We start from the raw sequence: 26,101 nt of genomic DNA, 5'->3' as shown, positions 1-26,101 counted from the left end.
TTTTATTAACAACAGTGTAGGTCTAAAATTTATATATTTGAGTTATTGGGTTTTACAAAATGTTTAGAAATGATTAACAGTAATAAATTTTTATTAAATACTCCTGAATTAAAGAAGGAGAGCCAGTTATTGAACCTTGTTGAGAACCAAACAAAATTCAGTCTAAACAACTGTGAATTTAATATTTATGAAACCCACCAAGCTGCTTTCGGCGTAAAACTTCACTTTGAAAATATTGCTTTTACGTCTATGCTGAGAGGAAAAAAGCATATGAAATTGGATAATAAAACCAATTATTTTGATTATTTCCCAGGGGAAAGTATTTTGGTAGCCCCGGGAGAAACAATGGTGATCGACTTTCCTGAAGCGAACGAGGCGCCGACCCAATGTATTTCTTTAAGCCTTAATCCTGATTTTATAGAGGATTCTCTTAATTACTTAAACTACACCCTTCCTAAAGTGGATGAGTCCTCACAATGGAATATCCAGCTGGATGAGTTTTTTCTTTTTAATAACAAGTCTCTGGCCTCAGCAACCAACAACATTATGAGAATTGCAATGGATGATAATTCCCAAAAGGATATCATGGCAGATTTTGCACTGAAAGAACTGTTGATCAGACTTATGCAAACCCAGGCAAGAAGTATGGTGGAAAAAAATATCGCTAAAAATAAATCAAGAATAGGATTCGCGGTAGACTACATCAGAAAAAATCTTCACCAAAAACTCTCGATTGATAGTATTGCCAAACTGGCTTATGTAAGTAAATCCAATTTTTTTAAAATGTTTAAAGACGAGTTGGGAACTTCTCCTAATGATTTTATCCTGCAGGAAAGAATCAACAGAGCGAAAGAATTACTGGCAGGACAAAACAGTATTAAGGAAACCGCCTTTCAAACAGGATTTTCAGATACAAATTATTTTACGAGAGTATTTAAGCAGCTAGTGGGTGTTACGCCTAAAACCTACCAGACTAAATCGCTGTTTTTAGACTAGCCTTCAATTCCTATAATGATTTGGTATAATTCTCTAATCTCCTTACTTTTTTTTAAAAACACAACTATGAGATTGCTTATTACGGTGATCGTTTTACTTTTAGCTGCCGGCCAATATCAAGCTCAAATTCAGAAAAAAAAGTTTCAGATTTCAATGGCCTCAGAACAAATTCCGTTGTGGACTCATAAAATGCCTGATGGACCCGGGCCACAAGCAGCTGAAGTAATAACCACTAAAGGATCAGTCACTAATGTTTCACAACCAAGGCTGATCGTTCATCAACCATCCCACCCAAACGGAACTGCCATTTTAGTGATCAGCGGCGGCGGATATGCTCACATTGAAATGGGTAAAGAAAGTACACCTGCTGCCAATTGGCTTCAATCAGAAGGTGTTACTGCTTTTGAACTTATTTACAGACTTCCTTCGGAAAACTGGAAAACGACCCATGTTCCTTTTGAAGATGCTCAGAGAGCCATGCGCATCATCCGTAGCCTTGCAAAGAAATATGATACTAATGTCAACAAAATAGGCATACTCGGATTTTCTGCCGGTGGGCATCTGGCAGGTTTTACGGCCGCACAACCCAATAAAAAATTCTATCAACCGATTGATGAAATCGATTCTTTATCAGCAAGACCGGATTTTGCCGGATTAATCTATCCCGTTATTTCTATGCTTCCTCCCAATGATAATACCCATTCGAGAAAAAGTATTGTTGGAGAGCATCATTCTCTTGCGGACGAATCTGCATTTTCAGTGGAAAAACAGATAGACTCCGAGATGCCTACCACTTTTTTAGCACAGGCAATGGATGATCCTGTTTCTTCTGTTGAAAATAGTGAACTCCTCTATTCGGCTTTAAAAAAAGTGAATGTTCCTGTGGAAATGCATCTTTTCCCAACCGGCGGACATGGATGGGGAATGGGAAAGAAAGGGAATCCTACAGCTGCCTGGCCTGAACTTTTTAAAACCTGGATGAAAAATAGCGGTTTTTGGAAATAAAAAACAGGATAACTACCTTTTTTTGAGATCTTTATCCTGTTTATTTCTTTAATCCTGATAATGATAATATCTTGCTCCTTTCAATACAGGGTTTTCTAATTCTATAGATTTCAATCCAAAGCCTTTATAGCTTGTATTGACAGAACTCTCAAGTTGTTTCCGATGCAACTTTTCATAGGTTTCAAAATCAATGGCTATTCTGTTTTTTAAATTTTCAAACAAATTCCATTTTGAAGCGGCTGTTTTCCAATTTTTGGATATTTTGCCGGCAAATACTTTAGATTTAGAACCACTTCCATATCCTAAAAAGCCTATTTCAGCCCCTTCCAAGTCTTCTCCTTCATTAAAAGACACCTGAATGGCAGACAATAATGCCATAAAGATAGAAGCAGTATACATATTCCCGATTTCGGAAGATGCTCTCTGTGATCTTTCAATCTTTTCACTGATAAAATTCAGATAGCCTTCAGATTTTGCAACCGCTTTCTGCTCATCGGAAGTTTCGTAAGAAAGGTCGTTTTCAAGACTGTAGATCTCGGTAAAAACTCTTTTACCATGAAAGGCATAAGGAAGATGAAAAATAAGGTATCGCCAGGTTTCATAAGGTTTATCCTGTCCTGTAATGTCTTTATAATGTTGATAAGCTTCCCTGATTCTGTCCTGATAACATTGGTTTGAATATTGCCCATCAAAAACCGGCTCATCTGTAAAGACTTCTATGGTATCAGGGAAATTCTCCGGTGCTGTAGTTAAATCTTCTTTGTCATATGTTCTTCTCGGTTTGAAAAAGTCAAAAACACTTTCTGTAGCTACACCCCAGTTATTTTCGATTTCAAGAAGGTCCGGTTTTGATGAGATCAAAAGTGCCACAGCACCTCCGCCTTGAGTATATTCCCCTGAAGAAGCGAGTTCGTATTTAGCGTAATCACTGGCAATAACGACTGCTTTTTTGTCTGGATTTACCCTTACAAAATCAAGAGAATTATGTAAAGCGTCCACTGCTCCAATGCAGGCAAAGGTCATATCCACCACATCACAGTTTCTGAAACATCTTTCGCCAAACTCTTTTTCCAGCACTTTTTCTACCATCTGCATGGCATAGGACGCGGTAGGTTTTGCCGCATCAAGAGCGCTTTCTGTTCCCAAATAAATCCTAGCTATATCTTTCGGGTGGAGTTCATAATCTCTGATCAGCTTCAATAAAGCTTCTGCTGCCAATGTAGCAGCATCTTCATGAACATCGGGCAATCCCATTTTATGCAATCCTAAGCCTTTTTCCAGTTTTGCAGATTCAATTCCCCTTTTCTCCGCCAGGTCTTTGATTTCCAAGTACAAAGACGGCACATAATAGCCCGCAGCCTCAATTCCAAAAGTCATTTTATTCTAAATTTTTATACGAATTTATAAAATGATGTTTGAAAACACATTCAATTGCTAAGCTTAATTTTGCTTTTTAAACTAAAAATCATAAAAAAACCGCTGATTTGTACAGCGGTTTTATATAGTCAATAATTTTAATAATATTTTTACTTAAAATCTTCAATAGCTTTGTTCATGACATCAATCTGTTTATTGATACTGGCCGCATTCTGAGGATTTTGTCTCAGGAGCTCCATTTTCTTATTTAAACCGTCTTTAAGCATCTGGGAAATCATCATTTTTACCTGAGGATTATCTCCCATCTGTCCTTTTGCACTACTGATTATTTTTGTAATGTTTTCCGTAGCTTTCAGATTATCAGAGCTCATGATCCAGTTATAGCCTTCTTCCGCAGACTTTCCTAATTCCGGGTTCTGGAATTTAATGAAGGGATAAAATGCGACAAGCGGCGTGATATTAGACATCTGTGAAGTCACTTTATTCTTTACAATCACCGGAAGAAGCTGAGTCAGTAATTCATCGGAGGCCCCCTCAAGATCGATTTTATCAGCCAGTGCACTGGCCTTCGACGGATCTATAGTTAAAACAGCACTCAATGAAGTCGCTTTTACGGCATTAGAAACAGCATTAACGCCTTTTTCAAATATCGGCAGGTATTTCTTATCCTTAGTTTTAGTTAATGCAGTAATGGCAGCAGCCTGAACCAGCGTTTTCGGATCGCTGGATGCCAGTTTTTCTACCTCTGCGCCTAATGCTTTCATTTGTTCAGGATTTGAAAGATCCATGAGCTGAAGAGCTTTGATTCGTGTTCTGAAGTACGGATCTTTAAGGGCTGCGGCTAATAATTTTGTTGCAGCAGGATTTTTTCCTATCTGATCTTTTATCGCTGTTAAAGCGTTATATCTGCTTTTAAATTCTTTAGAATTGGTAAACTGCATCAGATTTTGCTCCGGAGTTTTTGTATCGGTAATATCTGCCAGCAAAATTCCGTCTGCATTGATATTGATCAGGTCCGGGTTTTTAGAAACATCAAAATTGAATGTGTTTTTAGCATCTGCGTTGACCCAAACATTATATCTTTTGGGCTTTCCATTGTCGTATACATCAATTGCAAGAGGAAATTCAAACATTTGCTCCTGAGTTTGATTGATGGTTAATGTCACCTGCTTTTTTACAGGCTCAAAAGTAAATGAATAATTCAGTTTTGGATTTCCGCTTCCGAAATACCATTGGTTGAAGAACCAGTTCAGATCTTTTCCGGAAACTTTTTCAAAAGATAATCTGAGCTGATGAGCTTCCGCATTCTGATACTCATTGGTTTTCAGGTAATCATTCATTCCTGCAAAAAAAGCATCATCTCCAAGATAGTTTCTCAGCATATGAAGGATACCTCCTCCTTTCTGATAGGTTACCAGATCAAAAACATCTTCACGGGAATCGTAATTGAATCTTACCAGATTTTTCTTGAAGTCAGAAGGATTGTGGATGTACATATTCACATCAGACATCTGGTGGTAATCTGCCTGATCTTTTCCGTATTTATATTCGTTCCAGAGATATTCGGAGTAATTGGCAAAAGATTCGTTTACGGTAAGATTGCTCCAGCTTTCTGCTGTTACAAGATCTCCAAACCAATGGTGGAATAATTCGTGGGCAATGGTATCTTCCCATTTGTTCTCATCGATAAGCTGTCCCGGTTTTTGAAGGATATCACTTCCATGAAGGGTTGCCGTCGTGTTTTCCATAGCACCGCTTACATAATCTCTTCCTGAGATCTGTGCATATTTTGCCCACGGGTAATCATAGCCCATTTTTTTTGAGAAAAACTCGATCATTTCCGGTGTATTTCCGTAGATCTGTTTTGCATAAGGTTCGTATTCTTTTTCGATATAATAATCTACCGGAATATTTTTCCATTTGTCTTTAACGATGGCATACTCACCAACCCCCATAAAGAAAAGATAGGTAGCATGTCTTTTATCCATTACCCAATGGTCTGTTCTTAAGTTGTTTCCTTCTTTCTGAGAGTCTTTTAAAATTCCATTGGAAAGGGTGACATACTTGTCCGGAACCGTCATATAAATTTCCTGGGTCGTCTTCTGATTTGGTTTATCGATGGTCGGAAACCATGCGGAAGAGGATTCAGTCTCGCCTTGTGTCCAGATCTGTGTTGGCATCTCCGGATTTTTACCCTGTGCATTGATGAAATAAAGTCCTTTGGCGTCATTAATGGCCATACTTCCTTTCTGTTTTACCTCATTAGGACGTGCTGTATATTTGATATAGACCGTATATTCCTGATTTTTCTGATAGGTTTTATCCAGACTTATCTTTAAAATTTCATCTTTATATTCATATTTCAGAGGTGATCTTTTTCCATTGTTATCAAGAGCTACTTCGTGAATCAGCATTCCCTTTGCATCCAGCGTCAACTCATTGGTAGGATAGAAATAGGGAGAGGCTGTCAGCCATTCTTCTCCACCCATCTGTTCTTTCTGATAATCAAAATTGACTTTAAGTTTGGTGTGTTTAAGCTCTGTCACTTTGGTGTGGGTAGCTCTGTACACCTTTTCTCTTCCTGAAGTTTCGGTTTGTGCTGATACGTTTGCGGAAAAGAAGATTCCCAGTATAGCAATCGATAAAATCGCCTTTTTCATCTGTTACTTTATTATTTTTTAGAATTATTTTTTGTTATGATATCAAAAATATCATTTACCAAGGTTTCGTAGTCGCCTGTTTTAAGCTGTTCTTTGGTTTTAGCAAAAGCTTTTTTCAGTTCACTTTCCGGATTTTGGTCATCAATGATCTCTACCGAGGTGACTCCTTTCAATTGCAGAACTGCATTTTGAAGTGCCACAAGATCTGCATTGTCTTCCGTATTGATTTTTAAATATTTCATTTTATTGTTTCTTAAAGGTAAAATTATTGGCACCCTGTGAGAAATCCATGGTTGCTTTTTCCGCATTGAATTTCATTTTAATGCCTGCCATTTCAAACTTAAATTCGGTTTCAGAAACTGCTTCCAATGGAAATTCGCCTTGTCCTGTAGCCTGTCCCTTGAGCTTCCCCTCTTCCTGAAAAATTTTTATATCCAACGGAAAGCCTTCGGCCTTGTAAAGTCCTTCATATTTTTTTAAAGTTTCGGCCGCTATAGAAACTCCTCTAAAATTAGGCATTTTAAAATCTTTACCAATAGATGTTTCCAGCATTTTAATGGAAATTTCATTATTATTATAATCGGACTGATTGGTAATAAAGCTAACTGCCGTTTTGAGCTCAGGAAAATAATACAATACCGAGCGGAACTGATCAATTCCTCCATTATGTCCATAGCCTGAATATTTTTCAAAAGGGACCTTTGCCACTCCGTAGCCATAACTGTCGATAAAGTTTTTCATTCTGGAAAGGCTGTTTGTACTGACCAGTTTTCCGTTTTCCAGAGCAATGATAAATTTCAGAAGCTCAGTAGGCGTAGAAATGATATCTCCCGCACCCACCGGAATGCTCATATCCGTTTCCTGCCATGGCTGGTAACTTCCGTCGGAATACGTGTAGGAAAGCGCCTGGTTTTTGGAAGGATCAATTTTTGCGCCCACTTCAGTCAGGGTTAACTTCAAAGGGCTGGTGATTTTAGTCTTCAGTAGCTGTGCATAAGTCTTTTTATATGCCTTTTCCAGTATAAAGGCCAGCAGAATGTAGTTTGAATTGCTGTATTCATATTGGGTTCCCGGAGAAAAGTCGCTTTTATATTTTTTAATCATTGACACCAGAGCTTGCTCTGTTTGCGGTTTTGTATTGTAGGTCCAGTATTCCTGTTCATCGGTCAGGTTATGAATTCCACTTCTATGCTGCAACAGGTGTTCGAGGGTTATTTTATCTGCATTTTCGATTTCCGGATACCAGGTGGAAAGCTTAGCATCAAGGGAAAGTTTTTTCTCTTCAACGGCTTTCATCACAAGTACTGCAGTAAATGTTTTGGAAATGGAACCTATCCGGTATTGGGTATTTATATTGGTTTTTTGCAGTTTTGCAACATCGGAAAATCCGGTTGTCTTCAGAAAAGTAGGCCGATCGTTCTCTGCAATAGCAAAACTTCCCATTACCCTGTGGTGAACAGAAAGTGAATCGAGATAATCCATTAATTTCTGTTTGTTTGCATTTTGAGATAATGCCATACACGAAATACTTGCTGCTGCTACAAAAAACAGTTTTTTCAGAATCATATTTTCTATTTTACAATCAGTAGTAAAATAAGCGATTCTGTTACATAAAGTATTATGAGAATATTAGTTGTAATCTTCGGAAGTAATCCCGCTATTTTCCAACTGGGAAATGATTAGATCTTCCTCTTTCCACTGGCTGTCTTTGCTGATGTAATTCAGAATTATTTTTTTATTTTCTTTATTATTAAAGGAAAGAAGAATCGATAAATAGTACCTTCTATGCTCATTATCAATAGAATTGTTTTCTATAAGCCTTATAAATTCCTTCTGTAATGGATCAGCATAGTCCTTTTTGTGCCATGAATTAAGATAAAGTAATGCAGGTGTTCTGTGATTTTCAAAGGCCAGTTTTGCGATCTGTTTATTCAGTCCATCGGAATAGGTTCTGTTTCTCAATGCCGTAGTAAGGATAAGTTCTGAAGAATCAGGAATAAATAGAAGCATGCTGTCGAGTTGTTTCAAATATTGATCTGATTTAAGCTCTTCAGGTTTTAATTGATTATAATACTTCCAGTAAAGAGGTTCTGCAGGGTGATCATCACTCAGAAGGCATCCATTTTGAATAGGTATTGTTTCTTTCCTGTTAAGGATTTTTTGAAAAACCGGAACTATATACTTATTATTCTTTTCTGAGAGTCCAATAGCTGCGTAGACTGCCACAACGCTATTCTTGTTATTGGTAAGTGAAAGAAGCTCCTGCTCTGAAGCATTGTTATATAATTTTTGAAAGTTTTTAAAATTTGCAGGCGTTCCTATTGATCCTTTTCCTCCTTGGTCCGTCTCATAGACGTTCAAAGAGGAAATATCCTTTACTATTTTTAGGAGATGATGAGGCACATTCAGGGTGTCAAAAACAGCATCTTTTGTACAATCAAAATCTTCAATCAACAGATCTGACAGGACTGGTTCTTTTTCTTCCTTTTTATGACAACTAAAAAGAAAAACAATAAAAACGGCGCCAAAAATCCCTGACAGTTTCATCAGATCGCTACCGGAGCCTTGATTCCCGGATGCGGATCATAATTTTCAAGGGTAAAATCTTCAAAAGTAAAGCTGAAGATATCTTTGATCTCCGGATTCAGTTTCATTACCGGAAGTGGTCTCGGATCTCTGGAAAGCTGTCTGTTCACCTGCTCAAAATGGTTGTTGTAAATATGAACATCTCCGAAGCTGTGGACATAGTCTCCAACTTCAAGATCACACACCTGTGCTACCATCATGAGTAATAACGCATAACTTGCAATATTGAAAGGCACGCCCAAAAATACATCAGCGCTTCTTTGATACAATTGCAGTGAAAGTTTTCCGTCTGCTACATAAAACTGGAATAGTGCGTGGCATGGTGCCAGTGCCATATTGGGAATTTCAGCAGCATTCCATGCAGAAACGATCAGTCTTCTGGAGTCAGGGTTTTTCTTGATCTGATCAATTACTTCTGTGATCTGATCCACAACTTTTCCATCGGCCCCCTGCCAGCTTCTCCACTGTGCCCCGTAAACGGGACCTAGATCACCGTTTTCATTTGCCCATTCGTCCCAGATACTTACTCCATTGTCATTCAGATATTTGACATTGGTATCGCCTTTCAAAAACCAAAGCAGTTCATAGATAATGGATTTCAAATGTACTTTTTTGGTGGTCACCATAGGAAAACCTTTTGACAGATCATACCTCAGCTGATACCCGAAAACACTTCTGGTTCCGGTTCCTGTTCTATCGGTCTTATCTGTTCCGTTATCTAAAATATGCTGTAAAAGGTTCAGGTAGTTTTGCATTTTGAAAGCGCTTTTTTATGGTTCAAATTTAGAAAAAACTAACCGATTTTGAGTTATCATAGGTCATAAAAAAGCACTCACTTTCATGAATGCTTTGTATATCGCTGATGCTGATTTTTTATTAAACAGCTGTATATCCGCCGTCTATAAGATAATAAGCTCCTGTAATAAATGAAGATTTATCTGAGCTTAGAAATAAAACCAATTCTGCCACTTCCTGAGCGGTCCCAAGACGTCCTATGGGATGTTTCGCTACCAAAACCTCCTTTTTGTCTTCCTCCATTTCCTGTAAAAGAGGGGTATCAATATATCCGGGCCCTACTGCATTGCACCGGATCCCCTTTTGTCCATATTCTGCTCCTATATTTTTGGTGAGCCCTACTACTGCATGTTTTGCTGTTGTGTATGCTGAAGAAAGCGGTGCCGCTACCGTACCATGAATAGACGCCATATTAATGATTACTCCTCCACCGTTTTTCTCCATTTCCAGGATTTCATACTTGCAGCCATAAAATACGCCATCAAGATTAACACTTAAAACTTTCCTCCAGCTGTCAAGACTGTAATCCCCTGTTAAAGCTGCTTCTCCGCCAATTCCTGCATTATTGCAAGCAATGTCCAGTCTTCCATAAATCTCGGCAGTTTTTCTGACAAGACTTTCCACGTCTTCTGCGCTGGAAGTATCCGCTTTTACAAATGAAGCTTCACCTCCTTCTGACTTAATCTTTTCTACCGCTTCTTTACCATGTTCTTTATTAATATCTGATACAATAACTTTTGCACCTTCCCTAGCGTAAAGCTGAGCTACGGCTAATCCGATTCCTGAACCTGCCCCTGTTACGAGTGCTACTTTGCTTTCTAAAATTCCCATATTGATAAAATTTAATATGTTTTTTACTTAAATAACTATCTTCAAGTTACCACAAAAACCGATATTATTTGAAATTTTAACAATAAATTTTTCTTAATTTTACAAAAATAATACTAAATTATTGTAAAATCAATTTAAAAAATTAAAATAAATAACGATTCAATAACAATAAAACATTATATCCTGACTGATTTTGTTAAATATTTAATATAGAAAATATAAACCTAATTATAAGTAGTGAGATCAAATGATTCTGTTATTCTATACTCAGAATCGTTTGAGATATCATATTGACTGAAAATACCTCGCCTGCTTTCTTGCCTGACATTGCTTTTACCAGTGGAGATTCTGCAGAGATAGCCATAAGCTTTTGATTTTCATACACAATTTCGCCTGCAGATGCTGCAATATAAAAGAAGCCCTTATCGGTTTTAACGAGAGCGCCATTCTGTACTTTATCCGTAGGTTCAATAGATATTTTATGAATAACAGAAAGTTGGTTCAAAGATTCGTTGAGCTGCCTCTGAAGATTATTGATCTCCTGCTGAAGCATTTCGCGTCCGGTTTCATATTTATCCCCCATTGAACTTTTAGTATCATTACTGGAAGCACGGGTTTCTGCGATCAGGTTTTCAAAATTCCGGATTTTGTCTGTGATCTTTGTTTTTATGATGTTTAATAATTCCTGTTTATTCATGCCTTCTTGTTTTTCTTATTCAGCGATTTTTCCATCTTCACTCTCCCAAAGGATCTCTTTTCGTAAATTAAAAATATAAATATAAGATTATACTGACTGCAAATATGCAAAAAATAAGCGGGCCAAAGCCCGCCCTTATTGAATAGGTATAATATTTCAACCTTTACTTTATGAATTTTTATTTTTCAAAAACGTCATAATCTGAAACTTTAAAATTGAAATCTTTTCCACTATTAAAATCTCTTTTTGTGCGGTCAAAAATATTTCTGAAAGTTCCTGCAAGATTTTCGTCTTCGATGGTAAAGGTGACCGGTTCTTTTGACATATTGAGAACTACGAGCACTTCATTATTTCCGTTCTTTCTTACATAAGCTAAGATTTTATCATTGGCTGTTGTATTCAGCAAATAAGTCGAGACATTGGCATCTCCGCCTCTTAATGCAGGATTGGAAGTTTTTAGGTCCAGCAAAGTTTTATAAAATTCTGCCATCTGGTAGGTATTGGTCCATTTGATCGCGTCTTTTTCAAAAAACTCAAGTCTCTTCATATTGGGAAGTTCCTGACCTGAATACAGCAGCGGTACACCGTTCCAGGTTGCGGAGAATACGGCCATTGGTTTTGCAATGACTCCGTATTTTTCATATTCTGTTCCGTTCCATGAATTTTCATCGTGATTGGCCGTAAACCAAGCTCTCATTGAGTTGTCTCCAATTTTAGAGTATTGCTTCAGCAACTCTTTAAGTTCCTGAAGAGGTTCATTTTTTTTGTAATAGTCTGCAGAGGTATGCATCCATTTCCACGAATAGCTGGCATCAAATACTTTTCCGTATTCAGGGCTTTCCAGCTCGTCAAATTCTCCCAACCAGAAAAGTGGTTTTATTTTTTCCACTTCCGGACGTGCCTGTTGCCAGAAATCAACTTCCACCCAGGAAGCAAGGTCGCATCTGAAACCGTCAATACCCGTTTCTTTCACCCAGAATTTCATGGCATCAATCATAGCCAATCTCATCTCCTTGTTTTTGTAATCCAGTTCAATGATATCATCCATTCCGGAAGCGATATGAAATTTTCCATCCGGATCTTTCAGATAGAATTCGGGATGGGTCTTTGTCCAGACATGATCCCATCCGGTATGATTGGCCACCCAGTCTATGATGACTTTGAAGCCTAATCTGTGAGCTTCATTGATCATATGCTTGAAATCATTCATTGTTCCAAATTCAGGATTAATGGAAGTATAATCTGAGGCTGCGTAAGGACTTCCGAGACTTCCTTTTTTATTCTGTTGGGCAATAGGGGTTATGGGCATTAACCAAAGAGTCCGGACCCCCATTTTTTTCAGGCGGGGCATTTCTTTTTCAAATGCTTTGAAGGTTCCTTCAGGGGTATATTGTCTTATATTGACTTCGTAGATATTCGTCGTGTGCTTCCATTCTTTAGGCAGATCCATAGTGTTTTTTGTATTTTGAGTGGTACAGGAAACAATTCCCAGACCAATTATTGCTAATAGAATTAATTTCTTCATCTCTCTATTTTTTAACAAAAGTAAGGAAAAATGAAGTGTGTGAAGATGGATTGTGAGTTATGAAACGTGAATATTGCTTCCCAAGTGAACCGTCAAGGATCAATTAATCAATATACTTTCTTAAAATTCACTTTTGACTTGCGTAGCTAAATTGACATTTCACATCAAATTTTTTGTGAATGGCAAATCGTCCATAGTGAATTTTAACAACGGTCATAATTGACTATTAACTTGCGAAGCAAAATTCACCATTGACATAAAAAAGCCCCGGACAAAAAATCCAGGGCTGTATGTTGTATTCAGAAGTTATCTTTCATCGTCGTTGTCTTCTTCATCCTCGAAAACATCATCATCGAAGCTGTCCTCTTCATCATCATCGAAGCTGTCATCATCCTCATCTTCAAAACTGGTGCTTACGCCAAAGTCATCATCAAAGCTAAAATCATCATCCAAAAGAGGCATTGCTGATCTTTTCTTTGATCCTCCTCCATTTCCGCTTTTGCTTGGCGCTTTTAACGGAACGTTTCCGAATCTGTATACGGTAATAGGATAATTAACCCCTTTTGTTTCTTCGATAATTTCTACAAGCTCGCAGAAAAATTCCCAAAGATCAAGAAGCCCGTACTGGAACTGAGCTTTGTCGCCTTCATTTCCAAAAGCTTCATCAATGTACACATCCGACATAATTTCGCCATCACCATCATCGCTCATATCTTCCAGGGGAACACTTTTAAGTATTGTCCCGTCATCTTCCAACATATTAAAAGTAGATAGCTCATCTCCCTGCAGATTGAACGCACTTTTAATTCCCAAATGTAAGTTCCATAGTGATTGCTTTCCTTTTACTTCAATATCACGGAAAATATCCTCTTTCGCATCTAATATTACGCGGATCTTGTAAACCATATCAGTTTCTTAAATTACTTTTTTGCCTTAATTATTATGATAAATCTCTGTTGCAAATATATAATAAATGAGAGGTGACAAAAAAATATTTCACGATTTTTTAAAATATTTTTTTTTCATACATTTTACCGGAATTATTTACTTTTTTCCAGCATAAAGCTAAATTTAGTTCCTTCAAGATAAACACTTTCTACCGTGATATTTTCGTTATGGGCTTCGAGGATATGTTTTACGATAGCAAGTCCAAGTCCTGAACCCCCTTCCCTTCTGCTTCTGCTGGTTTCCACACGGTAGAATCTTTCAAAAATTCTGGGAAGAATTTCTGCTTTAATTCCCATTCCGTTATCAATAACTTCAATCAGTACTTTATTTTTGAGGACACTGGTTTTTACCACAACTTTTGCTTCCTGTCTGTTGGCATAATGGATCGCATTGGAAATTAAATTAATAAAAACCTGCGAAATTTTCTGTTTATCGGCATCTACAAAAATCTGAGGGTGAAGGGTCTGGATCTGAAGTGTTGTATTATGTTTTTCTGCTTCAAATTCAAGAAGGTCAAAAATTTCCTTGATCAGAAGATTAACGTCAAATTTTGAAGTATTAATGCTGATTTCTCCTGCTTCAAGACGATTGATCATATCGAGGTCTGTAACAATCGCAATCAATCTTTCAACGGATTTGTCGATCCTCTCAAGGTATTTGTCGCGGATGGTAAGATTATCAACGCCACCGTCTCTGAGTGTTTCTACATACCCTTGAATGGAAAACAAGGGGGTTTTAAGTTCATGGGAAACATTTCCGATGTATTCTTTACGGTAACTCTCCATTTCCTTCATCATGTCGATCTCCGTTACCTGCTGCTGGTTAAGATCCGAAAATCTTTCTCCCAGTTCTCTAATGGTAATATTCTCATTATTATCATTAACAATTTCCTGCGGAAGCATTTGCGAAAGTCCGCGAACCTGCTTTTTTCCGTAGTAATTGAACAGAAGTTCCAGCACCACATAGTTGATCATAAAAATGAGGACCAGACAGATAAAAAGGCCTACTTTAAAAAATGGGGTCCGGTAATAGATGTCCTTCAGTGAATCAAAAATGATGACTAAAAGAAACATCACCAGTGTCAGAAGACACGAGGCGACGAGTGTAAGTCTGTAAAATTTCAATTTTACAAGTTTTTATTGGTTATATAAAGTGGGAAATTTAAATTATAAAACGATAAGTTTATAGCCGATTCCCTTTAATGTCTGAATGGTATTGATTCCCAGTTTCTCTCTTAATCTTCTGATGTGTACGTCAATGGTTCTTTCTCCCACGATCACATCATTACCCCAAACTTTTTCCAGAATTTCTTCTCTTTTAAATACTTTTTCTGTATTTGAAGCCAGAAGATAAAGCAGGTCGAATTCTTTTTTAGGAAGAAGGAACTGCTGTCCGCTTTTGGAAACTCTGAAATTGTCTTTATCAATGACCAAATCTCCGATCTCAATTAATTTAGCGTTGTCTGACACCTGAGAAGTCAGCTGTAATAAAGCATTTACTTTAGAAGTAAGGATTTTCGGTTTGATCAGCTTCACGATATAATCGTTGGCGCCAGCCTGAAATCCTGCTAATTGTGAAAACTCTTCGCTTCTGGCGGAAAGAAAAACAATCAATGTTTTCTGCAGTTCTTTTACTTTACGAAGTTCCTGACAGGTTTCGATCCCATCTTTTTCCGGCATCATCACATCTAAAAGGATAAGGTCTGGAATGATCTCTTTGGCTTTTTCTATCCCTTCGTTACCGTTGGTAGCAGTATAGATGTCGTAGCCTTCTTTTTCCAGGTTGTAAGACAGAATCTCTAAAATATCCAGTTCGTCGTCTATTAAGAGTATTTTCTTTTGGTTCATTTTAAATTTTTACTGAGTCAAAGTTAATAAATTTTAAAGCACAGATGAACAAATCTATTATCGTTCACATAAAGTTAACAATAATGGTCTTTTCTTAATGTTTAGTTAAGGAAAAATTAAAATTCACTAAACCACTTACCCCACTTATCTTTTATTCCTTTGCACCGAAAGAATCTAGTAAATAAAGTAAGTAAGATAATGAAAATTAATAAACTTAGCATTGCGGTCTTATTTTTATCCGGATCGATGTTTTACGCTCAGGAAACGAAGCAGGACACGATCATTAAGGAGAAAAAAATTGATGGCGTAGTAATCCAGGGAAGCAGCAACAAGAAAACTGAAACTGCCGTATTAGGAGAACAAAGAAAAGCGATTATTCAAAAGCAGGCTGTAAGTGCTGAAGAGATTTCCAGAAAAGGAATTTCCAACGTAGAGCAAGGACTTACGAAAGTAACAGGAATTACTACGGTAGAAGGAAGAGGTCTTTTCGTAAGAGGTCTTGAAGAACGATACAATTATTTATTAATCAACGGTCTTGGATCCCCATCCAACAACCCGTTTCAAAAGATCATTGCCTTAAAGCAGTTCCCAACCGATGTAGTGGGAAAACTGAATATCTATAAAACCTTCAACTCCAACCTTTACGGAGATTTTGCGGGAGCTACTTTTGATATTGAAACACTTACTATTGATAAGCCTTTTACAAAAGTGGAATTCAGTGTAGGAGTGAATACTTTGAGTACATTCAGAAACAATTTCAAAATAGCTGAGGGGGCAGACGGAATGAACGGATATTTAGGTTTGAACTCGAAAGACAGAAGACTGCCGGATGAGATCAGAAACTCAAGACCGGACAACTATAAATTCACACCGGATCAATCATTACATTCTTTTAAAGATTCCTGGAACGTAGACAACGTAAAATCAATGCCGAATACAAGCATCGGATTTACGACTGCCCAAAAAGTGAAGATGGGAGACACTGGAAATTTAGGAATTTTATTCTCTTTAAACCAGGGAAGCAAATTTGAATATAAAGACGGTGATAATAATCAGTTCAAAGGACAAGGACAAGGCTCATTTATAGAAAACATGAATTTTCTTAACCGTAAGCAATATAATTACGAAATAGAATCTTCAGTTTTATTAGGTTTAGGGTATAAAAACAAAGGAACGAATGTTAATCTAAACGCCATCTATTTACAGAACGTCAATAATATTATAGAGGATAACTACGGCTACAAAGACGGACAGGTTCTTAATAAGACTACCTTCTTTAGAACAAATCAGTTGGATATTTCAAGATTTTTAGACTTGCAGTTAACAGCTTCTCAAAAAATAAATGAAAGACATCAAGTAAAAGCAGGAGCCAGCTATGTTATTAATAATTATCAGCAACCAGACAGAAAAATTATAGAAGGTAACCGTATTGATCCTACTACCGGAACAAGACTTTCGGATGAAAACATCGCAATGCGATACGGGGGAAATAACATTATCCGTCAATATCTGGATGTAGACTCCAGATTCTACGGTTCAGCTTTTGCGGAATATCAATTATCTTTAGGAGAAAAGGGAGATAGAAAAGACTTTCCTATTCAGATTGCTGTAGGTTATAATGGCTTCTCAGATTTCAGAAAAACGTCTTACCGATTTATTTTCGGGCGTACATCAACTTCATCGGCTCCTTTTGTTATTAATATTGATACTCCTCAGGATGTTTTCAACGCTTCCCTTAGAAATGGAGATTTATATTATCAGGAAGGTTCAGATGTTTCCCAATTTTACTCAAGTTTCTATCAAATTATTAATGGGGGTTATGCTAACGTTAACCTTAAACCAAGTGATTCCTGGGATATCTTATTGGGAGCAAGATATGAGAATGATATGACTCTAATCCGTTATTCTGAGCAGAGTGCTGAAAATAAAATTAATCTGGATAAGAATAAAGATTTCTTCTTACCCTCATTATCCGTAAAAAAAGCACTTAATACTAAGAATAATTTAAGGTTCTCTTTCAGTAAGACTGTTACACGTCCGATCCTTATCGAGACGATGCCAATTACTTATATCAATCCTGATAACGTCAATATTGTAGGTAATCCTGCCATTAAAAATAGTGAAAACTATAACTTCGATTTGAAGTGGGAATACTTTCCTACCAATAAAGAGATGTTTGCTGTTAACTTATTTGCCAAAAGAATTGACAACGCCATTGAACGCTCATTAGTCGCTTCAGGAAATGCAACAGGTTCTACGATCACGTTCTTTAATGCAAAAAAAGCAGATTTATTCGGAATAGAATTAGAGGGAATTTTCAGTTTGGGGAGAATATCTGAAGCTTTAAGAAGCTTTACTTTAGGAGCCAACGCAACTATTATGCATTCAGATGTAGAGAGAAGCCAGGATCAGTTAAATATGGAAAGACCTGACTGGTTCGCACTTACAGGAGAAACATTACGCAAAAGAGGTTTACAGGGAGCTTCTCCTTATACCATCAATGCTGATTTAAAATACGAACTTAAAAACCGCAATAATTTAGCCCATACATTCTCTCTTGTTTATAACGTATCCGGAAGTAAAATCTATGCAACAGGAGGTGCAGGTACGGATAACTACTATGAAAAACCATTCAATCAGATAGATTTTGTATACCAAGGGCAATTGACTAAAAACTGGAATGTAAAATTTGCTGTACAGAATATTTTAGACCGTAAGTATAAAATCTTAATTGGTGATAAAAACTACCTCCCAACTAATTTTGAACAAGGTAACAATACCCTTACCAACTATTACAGAGGTACTACATTTAATCTTACTGTAGGCTATACATTCTAAAAATAATTTAATAAAAAATAAAAATAAGTATAAAAATGAAAAGAAGAGTTTTATCATTATTATCGTTAACAGCCGTGTTAACATTAGCCTTAAATTCATGTACTATCGAGGTAAATGATGGCCTAGGAGACGGTACTACAGTTACTACTCCGGGAACTACTGAAAGTGTTTTAAGCGGAAGCGGAACATTATCAGGAACTATTTCAAAAGATATCCTTATCAAAAAAGGAAACTATACATTAGACGGAATCGTAAAAATTACGAATAACGCTACCATTACCATTGAGGCAGGGGCTACTTTCAATGTAGTGACTTCTAAAACAAGTGGTTTAGTAATTCTTCAGGACGGAAAGATCAATGCTGTAGGTACAGCTGCTGAACCTATTGTATTTACAACAGCTAGTAAAGTTCCTGGAGACTGGGGTGGTATTACAATCTATGGGACAGCTCCAATCAAAGCGGTCAATGGAAATACTCAAGCTCTTTCTGAGGACGGAAACAACGTATATTACGGAGGAAGTGATGCCAACTCAAATTCAGGTACGATGAAGTTCGTAAGAGTTGAATATGCCGGGAAAAAGATCGGTGACGGTACTTCTGAAACCAACTCAATGACTTTCTACGCTGTAGGAGCAGGAACTGTTTTGGAGAATCTTGTAACCTATAAAGGAACTGATGATGGGTATGAATTCTTCGGAGGTACAGTAAGTGCCAAGAACATCGTTTCTTACGGTAACTATGATGACTCTTTCGACTGGCAGGATGCATGGAGCGGACAAAATAATACAAACTGGTACGCTTTCCAGACAGGGACGGGTAACTTCGGAATGGAAATTGAAGCTTCTGGTAATGCTGATAATGTTGCACCCAAAATATCAAATATTACCCTTATCAGAGACGCCAATACGCTTCCTGAAACAGCTAACTCACCTGAAATTACTGCTATTCAGTTCAAAAAACAGGGAACAGGAATTTTCTCTAATGTGTACATCAGCGGTTATAAAAATATCGGAACTCAAAAAGCTTACAGCGTACTAATTCAGGATGCAGCTACAGAGACAAGCCAGGTAAATACAGGAAAAGTAGTGGTTGCTCCTCTTACTTATCTAAACTCTGACAACGCTGGAGTTTGGGGATATGCTTACACTCCTAACGGTGCTAAAACTTTCACCAATACTGCGACTGTTACAAAAGTATCTCTAACTCCTGGGGCTTGGGCTACAGTAGACGGAGTAAATCTTTTAGCAGGATTACAATAAGTAACTAGTTTCTTCATATCTAATTTTAAAAGCCATCAGGAATTATTTCCTGATGGCTTTTAATTATGCATATGGCCATACAGAAAAAGCCATCAGAAGATCCAATGGCTTTATTCACAAAAAACAAGTATATAAAAAATATATATTTCAATTAATATCTCCAGAAAAGATTCCCGTTATTCATAAAGGCTTCTATCGGGGATATTCTGGAAACCGCTTCTGCTGAGCATGAGGCATCAGCCAGTACAATGGAAGCATCGTCTCCGGCTTTTGGCCACTGTTGTTTTCCCTGATCATCCAGAGGAAGAATACTCTGAGTTGCAAACTGTAGTGTTCTTGACAACTTCCATTCAGTTTCATATCCGTACAGTTCAGCGATGAGATTGGCTTTCTGAAGCATATTTCCCGATCCGAAAGTACTCCAGTAATCCTGCACATTATCATTTCCGATCAGGACATTCACTCCATACTTTTTCAAAACAGGAATTGGCATTACCTTTCCCCTGAATGGTACAGAAGACGCAATTCCAACTTTTCCTTCTGCCAGTCTTTCTGCAATCCTTTCTGTTTCTTTTGGAGAAAGATGAGCTAAAGCAAAAGCATGGCTTATAAATGTTTTCCCTTGCAATTCCGGGTTTTCAATCGTTTTATCGATCAGATAATTGATCGTTTTCATGCCAGACTCTCCTGCTTCATGCAAGTGAATATCAATTCCCTTTTGATGATCAAGCGCTAATTGTACCGTAAAGTCAAGTACTTTTTCAAGGTTACCATCTATACTTAGAGGATCCAGACTTCCTATAAAGCCTACACTTTTCGATTGTGCTGCTTCTTTCATTAAAGGTGCAGTGTCTGTATAATATAAACCGTGCTGTGGAAAAGCTACAAGCTCTGCTTTAAAAGAATCTTTTTTATGTTCCAATGCTTTTTCAAGGTTCTCCAATGATTGTAAACCTGAAGTAGGATCAATATTAAAATGCGTCCTTGCATAATGCGTCCCATAATGCTGTAACAGACTGATCAGCTGCTCTGCCCTTTCTACAGATGTTTTTAAAAGTTCAGGGATGATTTCCTGTTCATAGGCAATCATATCCTTCACCGTTCTGCGTTTCGGTGAAAGCGCCTGCCATGGAAGTCCATATAATGTTTTATCCAGATGAATATGCATATCCCTGAAAGCGGGAAGCATCAGAAAACCTTTGGCATCCACTGCATCAGAGGCTGGATCATTGGCATTTACCGATTTGATCTTTCCATTCTCTATTTCAATACTGAAAAGATCAGTTTTTGTCCTGATCACTTCTTCTTCATCATATTCAAATCCCGTTTCGAGACGGACATTTTTGAGTGAATATTTTCCTTTTGCGGCCAATTGATAGGGAAACTGCATGACTTATCTTTTAACAGGACAAAGGTACGCCAGCTCTATATCGGAGCTGGTGTATCAATTATGCTTTGTTTTGTACAGATTATTATTCTTTAAATTGGGAGGGAGTCATTCCCGTCTGTGCTTTGAAAAATTTAGAAAAACTGGCATGATCATAAAATCCAAGATCGTAGACAATATCTTTCACAGACATTTCCGATACTTTTAAAAGGCGTTTTGCCTCCAGCAGAATACGGTCCTGGATGAGCGATGATGCCGAAGAATTCAGATTTTTTTTACAGACGATATTCAAATAATTAGCAGAAATATTAAGCTTCTCTGCATAGAAGGAGACCGATCTTTCTGTCCGGAAGTGCTCATCAATATGTTGTAAAAATTTAGAGATGATCGGATTAGAATGGTACATTTCAAAATCTTTGAAAGTTCCTTCCACCGATTTACTGACCAACAGACCAATCAGCTCGCTCCGTTTCTGGATGACTTCCCAAAATACACTTTCTTCGCTCACCTCTCTCCGGATGGCCTGAAATTCATACAGAAAAGTCTGAAAAGTCTCTTTGGAAAGATGAATGACAGGATGATTCTGATAATAGGAAGCTGAAAATCTGAGCGAAGGCAGAAAGCTTTCAAACCAATGCCTGCTGATCATCAGCTGATATCCCACGGTTTCCTTTTCGATTACCCACTGATGTACCTGATCCGGGAAAACAAGATGGATCTGGCTGTTTCCCACTTCATATTCCGTAAAATCGATGGTATGGCTGCCTTTTCCGTGTTCAAAAAGATTGATGATAAAAAAATCATGTTTGTGGGGTTCATCAATGGAACGTTCGCCATGGAGTTCATTAAACAGCAAATGACAGCCCTGAAGCTGATTCTCATTGAACTGCTGAATTCCTAAAACGGGAAAATGATCTGTCTGAAAACCCACGTATCCTGATTTTCTCCTAAAATTAGTGAAATTTATTCTAGAAATTTGAACAGAGGCAGCTATTTTCATTTTTTATACAACCTTGAAGTTTTTAAAGACAAATAATCAAAAGTATTCTTGTTGACGCATTAGTAATTGTAAGCTAAAAAAGATCACTTAAGTTATTTTTAAGCTCAATAGTTTGCGAATAGGAAGTTCACTAAGTTTTGTGACAATCAAAGATTTTCTTGGTGACAATCAATTATCCGTACAAAATTCCCCTCCCGTGGAGGGGTGGCGAAAATTCAAAGAATTTTTGACGGGGTGGTTTACGAAAAAGCATTTACCGTAATATCCTTAATCAAATGTTCATAGTACAGTCATTTAATACACCGCATTTCCCTGGTAAACCAATGATTCCACATTTGAAATTCTGGATACCGCTTCTGCGGAACAACTTGCATTGATCAAAACAAAATCAGCCTGATCACCCGCTTTTGGCCACTGCTGATTTCCTTTATCGTCAAGAGGAAGCTTATTCGCTGTTGCCAGTTTGAGACTTCTTGATAATAAAAATTCTGTGGAATATCCATACAGTTGCGCCATGAGATTGGCTTTCTGGAGAACACTTCCTGTTCCAAAAGTATTCCAGTGGTCTACGATACTGTCGTTCCCTGTAAGAACCGTTACATTATGCTTATATAAAGTAGGAATTGGCATCACGAGATTTCCAAAAGGGATCGTAGAAACAATTCCGATCTGTGCTTCAGCCAGTTTTTCTGCGATGTCTTCCTGCTTTACTTTGTCTAATTTTGCTAAAATAAAACAGTGACTCAGATAGGTTTTACCCTTTAGAGAAGGATTTTCATTTACTTTTTTAATAAGATATTCCACTGTATTCAATCCGGATTCACCTGTTTCATGAAGGTGGATATCAATTCCTTTTTTGTGGTCTAAAGCCAGTTGAACCGTAAAATCAATGGTTTTCTCAATGGCACCGTCAATGGTAAACGGATCTACGCCGCCAATAAAATCAATATCCATTTGAGCAGCTTCTTTCAAATAAGGTGCTGAATCGGTATAAAACACACCGTGTTGTGGAAAAGCCACCAACTCAGCGCCGAAACTTTTCTTTTTATTGTCTAAAGCCTTCTGAAGGTTTTTCAATGAATCTAATTTTGAAGTAGGTTCAATATTGACATGGCTTCTCGCAAAAGAAGTTCCTTTAGATTGTAAGAGCTCAATCATCTTTTCCGCTTTGAAGGTTGAGTTTTTGAGCATTTCCGGAAGCATTTTCTGCTCAAGTGCGATCATTCCTTTTACACCGCCCGTTCTTTTTCTGACCGCCTGCCATTGATCGCCGTAAAATGTTTTATCCAAATGAATATGCATGTCTTTAAATGCGGGAAGCATCAGCATTCCTTTTGCATCAATGGCTTTTGCATTGGGTTGATTGGGAGCTATATTTTTGATTTTCCCGTTTTCGATTTCTACATAAAAGAGATTGGTTTTAGTAGCTATTACCTCCCCTTCTTCATACTCAAAACCGGTTTCCAGGCGCACATTTTTAAGGCTTAATTTTCCTTTTGCCGAAACATTTTGTTTTTCAAAAAAAGGAGATGCAGCCATGATATTGGGTATCAAACTAAGTCCGGCAGCCGCCAGTGCTGAATTTCTAATAAAATCTTTACGGGATATTGTATTGTCAGAGGTCTTCATTTCCAATCTATTTCATACAAAAATAGAAAGAACGGAAAGGATGAAGGTGTATGGTTTATCACAATATCTGTATGATTTATTGGACGGCATAATTTACAGATGATTTTCTTGGGCCACCCCGTCAAAAATTCTTTGAATTTTCGCCACCCCCCAAAGGATGGGAATTTCGATTTTCATAAGGATTCTCTTGTCAACAATTTAACTTTAAAGGAACGAATGAGTTTAAAAAATTCTACTTACAGGGCAAAAAAAGAACCGGATTTTAAAATCCGGTTCTAGTATAATTGATCTGTTTAAATCTTAAGAATATTCAAATTTTCTTACGGCTTCAAGCGTCATGTCGATTTCTCTATCCTTGATTGCATCGCTGATGAAATAGGTTTCATAGCCACTTGGCGGAAGATAAATTCCATTTTGAAGCATCTGATGGAAAAAGTTATTAAACAAAGAATGATTAGAATCGGCTGCTTCATCAAAATTGGAAACGCTGTTGATGTGGAAAAACACCGACATCATGGATCCTTTTCTGTTGATTTTATGGGCAATTCCTTTTTCATTCAGAATTTTTCCGATTCCGAAGTCCAGGGTCTCTGCTGTTTTATTGATTCTGTTAAAAAATTCGGGATCGTTTTTAATCAGCTGTAATGTTTTCAGTCCAGCTCTCATTGCTAATGGATTACCGCTTAAGGTTCCCGCCTGATAAACGCCTCCTTTTGGCGCAAGATGGTCCATAATTTCGTTTCTTCCTGCAAAAGCCCCTACCGGAAGACCTCCACCAATCACTTTTCCGTAGGTCACTAAATCAGCTTTTACATTGTATAGTTCCTGAGCTCCTCCAAAAGCTAACCTGAAACCAGTCATCACTTCATCAAAAATTAATAAAGCTCCGTTTTCATCACAGATTTTTCTCAGATTCTGAAGAAAATTATTTTCAGGAAGTACGCAACCCATATTTCCGGCAACAGGCTCGATAATTACAGCTGCAATCTGTCCATGGTTGTGACGGAACAAATCTTCTACCTGCTCAAAATCATTGTAGCGGGCCAGAAGAGTATCTTTGGCCGTTCCTTCTGTTACACCCGGAGAATTTGGGTTTCCGAAAGTGGCAGCACCACTCCCTGCCTTGATCAGAAATGAATCTGAGTGGCCATGGTAGCAGCCTTCAAATTTAATGATCTTATCTCTTTTTGTAAATCCTCTAGCCAGTCTTACTGCACTCATGCAAGCTTCTGTACCTGAAGAAACCATTCTGATCTGGTCAATATTAGGAACATTTTCTACAATGAATTTAGCAATTTCTGTTTCCAGTTCTGTAGGCGCTCCAAAAGAAAAGCCTTTTTCAGCCTGTATTTTCAGTTCTTCCAGTACTTCCGGATGGGTATGTCCTAGGATAGCAGGTCCCCATGAATTGATGTAGTCGATATAGGTATTGTCATCCGCATCGGTAAGATAAGCGCCTTTTGCAGATTTCATGAATACAGGAACTCCTCCTACTGATTTGAATGCTCTAACCGGAGAATTAACTCCTCCCGGAATGTATTTGTAGGCTTCATCGAATAAAGCCGAACTTCTTTGATACTTCATATTTTAGTTGAGTATTGCGAGCTTATTATTTGGCTGTTAAAGAGTAACAGCATCCGATAAAATCACAACAAAAAATTAGTTTCTAGGTTTTTTATCAATCAAATAAATCAGTTGGCCTGCAGACGGTTTTTGTCCTTCATCCATTCTGTTTTTTGCGTACAATTTATTTAATTTGATTCCGAATTTCTGTGCGATATCGTGCATATCTTCGCCGGATTCGGCTTTGTAAATGGCTGTATTTCCTGAAGAATTTTTAGATTCGAGGAAGACAATATCATTTTTCTTCAGAAGATCACTTTCGAGTTCATTCCATTTCATCAGTCTGCTTTCGCTTACCCGGAATTTATCTGCAATGAATTTAACATTTGTGTCCTCAGGAATGACAATATATCGTAAACCATCGTTGGGATGGGTTTTAATAAGAATTGAATTAAGGATTTCAGCTTTTGTTTTAATCCTTTCTACTCTCTTCTGTTGCTGTGCATATGAAGTCTGCTTGTAAGGGACCTCAACAGTCACGGCATCTTTCGCTTTCTTAGTGATGGTCTTTGAAGGTTCCAGCTGAGCCATAAATGCACGGTCATCTTTCAGATCCGGATACATTTTAAGAACGGCATACAAAACTTCCCTGGAGCTGGTATCATCGTACTCATACAGTCTGTATTTTTCAATTTTACTGATCAGGATTGAAGCATAACGAGGGTTGGTTGCATATCCTGCTTTTTTAAGACCATGCGCCCACGCTTTGTAATCCTTCATATTCAGATTAAAGAGATTCGTGTAATATTTTCTTGTTGATAAAAATATGGAATGGTCTTCGTACGACTGTCTTGGGTCTTCATAGACGCGGAAACACTCATTGGGAGCATCATCTGTATGCTTCATGGTTTTTCCAGTCCAGTCTTCTTTACATTTTATTCCGAAGTGATTTTTGCCTTCCTGAGCCAGTCTGCTCTGCCCTCCTCCAGTCTCCAGGAGTCCCTGGGCCAATGTAATAGAAGCAGGAATTTTGTATTTTTCCATTTCTTCTACCGCATATTTAGCGAATTTTTGAATGTACTGGTCTTCAGTAGCCCAAGTCTGAGCTGAGAATTTTGATAAAACTAAAAGGCTTACGAGTAAGAAAAGTCTTTTCAT

21 protein-coding genes are annotated in these 26,101 nt (G+C 37.6%); 4 read left to right on the top strand and 17 right to left on the bottom strand.

Features of this window, described 5'->3' with window-relative positions; all coding sequences use genetic code 11:
• Positions 1–69 precede the first annotated feature (69 nt).
• Positions 70–996: an AraC family transcriptional regulator gene (locus BW964_RS21135; protein ID WP_228432132.1), complete on the top strand. Its 927-nt coding sequence runs from the start codon at positions 70–72 to the stop codon at positions 994–996.
• A 66-nt stretch (positions 997–1,062) separates the two neighbouring features.
• Positions 1,063–2,001: an alpha/beta hydrolase gene (locus BW964_RS21130; RefSeq protein WP_084176084.1), complete on the top strand. Its 939-nt coding sequence runs from the start codon at positions 1,063–1,065 to the stop codon at positions 1,999–2,001.
• A gap of 48 nt (positions 2,002–2,049) precedes the next feature.
• Here the strand turns inward: BW964_RS21130 and BW964_RS21125 are convergent, their stop codons facing one another.
• From BW964_RS21125 to BW964_RS21070, 12 genes are all read right to left on the bottom strand, one after another.
• Entirely contained in the window at positions 2,050–3,378 is a 1,329-nt protein-coding gene (locus BW964_RS21125) for a hydroxymethylglutaryl-CoA synthase family protein (RefSeq protein WP_076510404.1), read from the bottom strand.
• A gap of 149 nt (positions 3,379–3,527) precedes the next feature.
• A complete protein-coding gene (locus tag BW964_RS21120; RefSeq protein ID WP_076510402.1) occupies positions 3,528–6,038 on the bottom strand; it encodes a M1 family metallopeptidase in 2,511 nt (836 codons plus the stop codon).
• An 11-nt stretch (positions 6,039–6,049) separates the two neighbouring features.
• Entirely contained in the window at positions 6,050–6,280 is a 231-nt protein-coding gene (locus tag BW964_RS21115) for a hypothetical protein (protein ID WP_076510400.1), read from the bottom strand.
• A 1-nt stretch (position 6,281) separates the two neighbouring features.
• Positions 6,282–7,604 carry a serine hydrolase domain-containing protein gene (locus tag BW964_RS21110; protein WP_076510398.1) on the bottom strand — a complete coding sequence of 441 codons (1,323 nt, stop codon included), beginning with the start codon at positions 7,602–7,604 and terminating at the stop codon, positions 6,282–6,284.
• A gap of 63 nt (positions 7,605–7,667) precedes the next feature.
• Complete coding sequence (locus tag BW964_RS21105) at positions 7,668–8,585, bottom strand: hypothetical protein (protein WP_076510396.1); 918 nt, start codon at positions 8,583–8,585, stop codon at positions 7,668–7,670.
• Complete coding sequence (locus BW964_RS21100) at positions 8,585–9,379, bottom strand: thymidylate synthase (protein ID WP_076510394.1); 795 nt, start codon at positions 9,377–9,379, stop codon at positions 8,585–8,587. Before BW964_RS21100 ends, BW964_RS21105 begins: the two co-directional genes overlap by 1 nt.
• A 121-nt stretch (positions 9,380–9,500) precedes the next feature.
• Positions 9,501–10,250 (bottom strand): SDR family NAD(P)-dependent oxidoreductase, encoded by a 750-nt coding sequence (locus tag BW964_RS21095; RefSeq protein WP_076510392.1) that lies wholly within the window; start codon positions 10,248–10,250, stop codon positions 9,501–9,503.
• Positions 10,251–10,506: 256 nt separating this feature from the next.
• The gene (locus tag BW964_RS21090) at positions 10,507–10,947 is read right to left on the bottom strand and encodes a hypothetical protein (RefSeq protein ID WP_076510390.1); all 441 of its coding nucleotides are present in this window, start codon (positions 10,945–10,947) and stop codon (positions 10,507–10,509) included.
• 178 nt (positions 10,948–11,125) lie between these two features.
• Positions 11,126–12,472: an alpha-amylase family glycosyl hydrolase gene (locus BW964_RS21085; RefSeq protein ID WP_076510388.1), complete on the bottom strand. Its 1,347-nt coding sequence runs from the start codon at positions 12,470–12,472 to the stop codon at positions 11,126–11,128.
• A 306-nt stretch (positions 12,473–12,778) separates the two neighbouring features.
• On the bottom strand, positions 12,779–13,378 hold the full coding sequence (locus BW964_RS21080) for an IS1096 element passenger TnpR family protein (RefSeq protein ID WP_076510386.1): 600 nt from the start codon (positions 13,376–13,378) through the stop codon (positions 12,779–12,781).
• Between the two features lie 134 nt (positions 13,379–13,512).
• The gene (locus BW964_RS21075) at positions 13,513–14,544 is read right to left on the bottom strand and encodes a sensor histidine kinase (RefSeq protein ID WP_076510384.1); all 1,032 of its coding nucleotides are present in this window, start codon (positions 14,542–14,544) and stop codon (positions 13,513–13,515) included.
• A 42-nt stretch (positions 14,545–14,586) separates the two neighbouring features.
• The gene (locus tag BW964_RS21070) at positions 14,587–15,267 is read right to left on the bottom strand and encodes a response regulator transcription factor (protein ID WP_073175137.1); all 681 of its coding nucleotides are present in this window, start codon (positions 15,265–15,267) and stop codon (positions 14,587–14,589) included.
• A gap of 198 nt (positions 15,268–15,465) precedes the next feature.
• On the opposite strand from BW964_RS21070, the gene BW964_RS21065 reads away from it, so the two are divergent.
• Positions 15,466–18,105: a TonB-dependent receptor plug domain-containing protein gene (locus BW964_RS21065; RefSeq protein ID WP_076510382.1), complete on the top strand. Its 2,640-nt coding sequence runs from the start codon at positions 15,466–15,468 to the stop codon at positions 18,103–18,105.
• A gap of 35 nt (positions 18,106–18,140) precedes the next feature.
• Positions 18,141–19,364: a hypothetical protein gene (locus BW964_RS21060; protein WP_076510380.1), complete on the top strand. Its 1,224-nt coding sequence runs from the start codon at positions 18,141–18,143 to the stop codon at positions 19,362–19,364.
• A 151-nt stretch (positions 19,365–19,515) separates the two neighbouring features.
• On the opposite strand, the gene BW964_RS21055 is transcribed toward BW964_RS21060, so the two are convergent.
• The 5 genes from BW964_RS21055 to BW964_RS21035 form a co-directional block, all read right to left on the bottom strand.
• The gene (locus tag BW964_RS21055; protein WP_076510378.1) at positions 19,516–20,754 is read right to left on the bottom strand and encodes an amidohydrolase; all 1,239 of its coding nucleotides are present in this window, start codon (positions 20,752–20,754) and stop codon (positions 19,516–19,518) included.
• Positions 20,755–20,836: 82 nt separating this feature from the next.
• Positions 20,837–21,682: an AraC family transcriptional regulator gene (locus BW964_RS21050; RefSeq protein WP_076510459.1), complete on the bottom strand. Its 846-nt coding sequence runs from the start codon at positions 21,680–21,682 to the stop codon at positions 20,837–20,839.
• 363 nt (positions 21,683–22,045) lie between these two features.
• Entirely contained in the window at positions 22,046–23,380 is a 1,335-nt protein-coding gene (locus tag BW964_RS21045) for an amidohydrolase (protein WP_076510376.1), read from the bottom strand.
• Between the two features lie 300 nt (positions 23,381–23,680).
• Positions 23,681–24,964: a glutamate-1-semialdehyde 2,1-aminomutase gene (gene hemL / locus BW964_RS21040; protein WP_076510374.1), complete on the bottom strand. Its 1,284-nt coding sequence runs from the start codon at positions 24,962–24,964 to the stop codon at positions 23,681–23,683.
• A 75-nt stretch (positions 24,965–25,039) separates the two neighbouring features.
• Positions 25,040–26,101 carry a glucosaminidase domain-containing protein gene (locus tag BW964_RS21035; RefSeq protein ID WP_076510372.1) on the bottom strand — a complete coding sequence of 354 codons (1,062 nt, stop codon included), beginning with the start codon at positions 26,099–26,101 and terminating at the stop codon, positions 25,040–25,042.

It is taken from the genome of Chryseobacterium shigense (assembly GCF_900156575.1).
Classification (GTDB): Bacteria; Bacteroidota; Bacteroidia; order Flavobacteriales; family Weeksellaceae; genus Chryseobacterium; species Chryseobacterium shigense.
The sequence above is the reverse complement of the archived record's forward strand: the minus strand, read 5'-3'. Positions and strand labels throughout refer to the sequence as shown.

Coding starts and splice junctions, on each gene's coding strand:
- BW964_RS21055 (WP_076510378.1), bottom strand. CDS start 20,754: ATGCAGTTTCCCTATCAATTGGCCGCAAAAGGAAAATATTCACTCAAA.
- BW964_RS21060 (WP_076510380.1), top strand. CDS start 18,141: ATGAAAAGAAGAGTTTTATCATTATTATCGTTAACAGCCGTGTTAACA.
- BW964_RS21095 (WP_076510392.1), bottom strand. CDS start 10,250: ATGGGAATTTTAGAAAGCAAAGTAGCACTCGTAACAGGGGCAGGTTCA.
- BW964_RS21130 (WP_084176084.1), top strand. CDS start 1,063: ATGAGATTGCTTATTACGGTGATCGTTTTACTTTTAGCTGCCGGCCAA.
- BW964_RS21100 (WP_076510394.1), bottom strand. CDS start 9,379: ATGCAAAACTACCTGAACCTTTTACAGCATATTTTAGATAACGGAACA.
- BW964_RS21090 (WP_076510390.1), bottom strand. CDS start 10,947: ATGAATAAACAGGAATTATTAAACATCATAAAAACAAAGATCACAGAC.
- BW964_RS21135 (WP_228432132.1), top strand. CDS start 70: ATGATTAACAGTAATAAATTTTTATTAAATACTCCTGAATTAAAGAAG.
- BW964_RS21080 (WP_076510386.1), bottom strand. CDS start 13,378: ATGGTTTACAAGATCCGCGTAATATTAGATGCGAAAGAGGATATTTTC.
- BW964_RS21085 (WP_076510388.1), bottom strand. CDS start 12,472: ATGAAGAAATTAATTCTATTAGCAATAATTGGTCTGGGAATTGTTTCC.
- hemL (WP_076510374.1), bottom strand. CDS start 24,964: ATGAAGTATCAAAGAAGTTCGGCTTTATTCGATGAAGCCTACAAATAC.
- BW964_RS21115 (WP_076510400.1), bottom strand. CDS start 6,280: ATGAAATATTTAAAAATCAATACGGAAGACAATGCAGATCTTGTGGCA.
- BW964_RS21065 (WP_076510382.1), top strand. CDS start 15,466: ATGAAAATTAATAAACTTAGCATTGCGGTCTTATTTTTATCCGGATCG.
- BW964_RS21045 (WP_076510376.1), bottom strand. CDS start 23,380: ATGAAGACCTCTGACAATACAATATCCCGTAAAGATTTTATTAGAAAT.
- BW964_RS21070 (WP_073175137.1), bottom strand. CDS start 15,267: ATGAACCAAAAGAAAATACTCTTAATAGACGACGAACTGGATATTTTA.
- BW964_RS21105 (WP_076510396.1), bottom strand. CDS start 8,585: ATGAAACTGTCAGGGATTTTTGGCGCCGTTTTTATTGTTTTTCTTTTT.
- BW964_RS21125 (WP_076510404.1), bottom strand. CDS start 3,378: ATGACTTTTGGAATTGAGGCTGCGGGCTATTATGTGCCGTCTTTGTAC.
- BW964_RS21035 (WP_076510372.1), bottom strand. CDS start 26,101: ATGAAAAGACTTTTCTTACTCGTAAGCCTTTTAGTTTTATCAAAATTC.
- BW964_RS21120 (WP_076510402.1), bottom strand. CDS start 6,038: ATGAAAAAGGCGATTTTATCGATTGCTATACTGGGAATCTTCTTTTCC.
- BW964_RS21110 (WP_076510398.1), bottom strand. CDS start 7,604: ATGATTCTGAAAAAACTGTTTTTTGTAGCAGCAGCAAGTATTTCGTGT.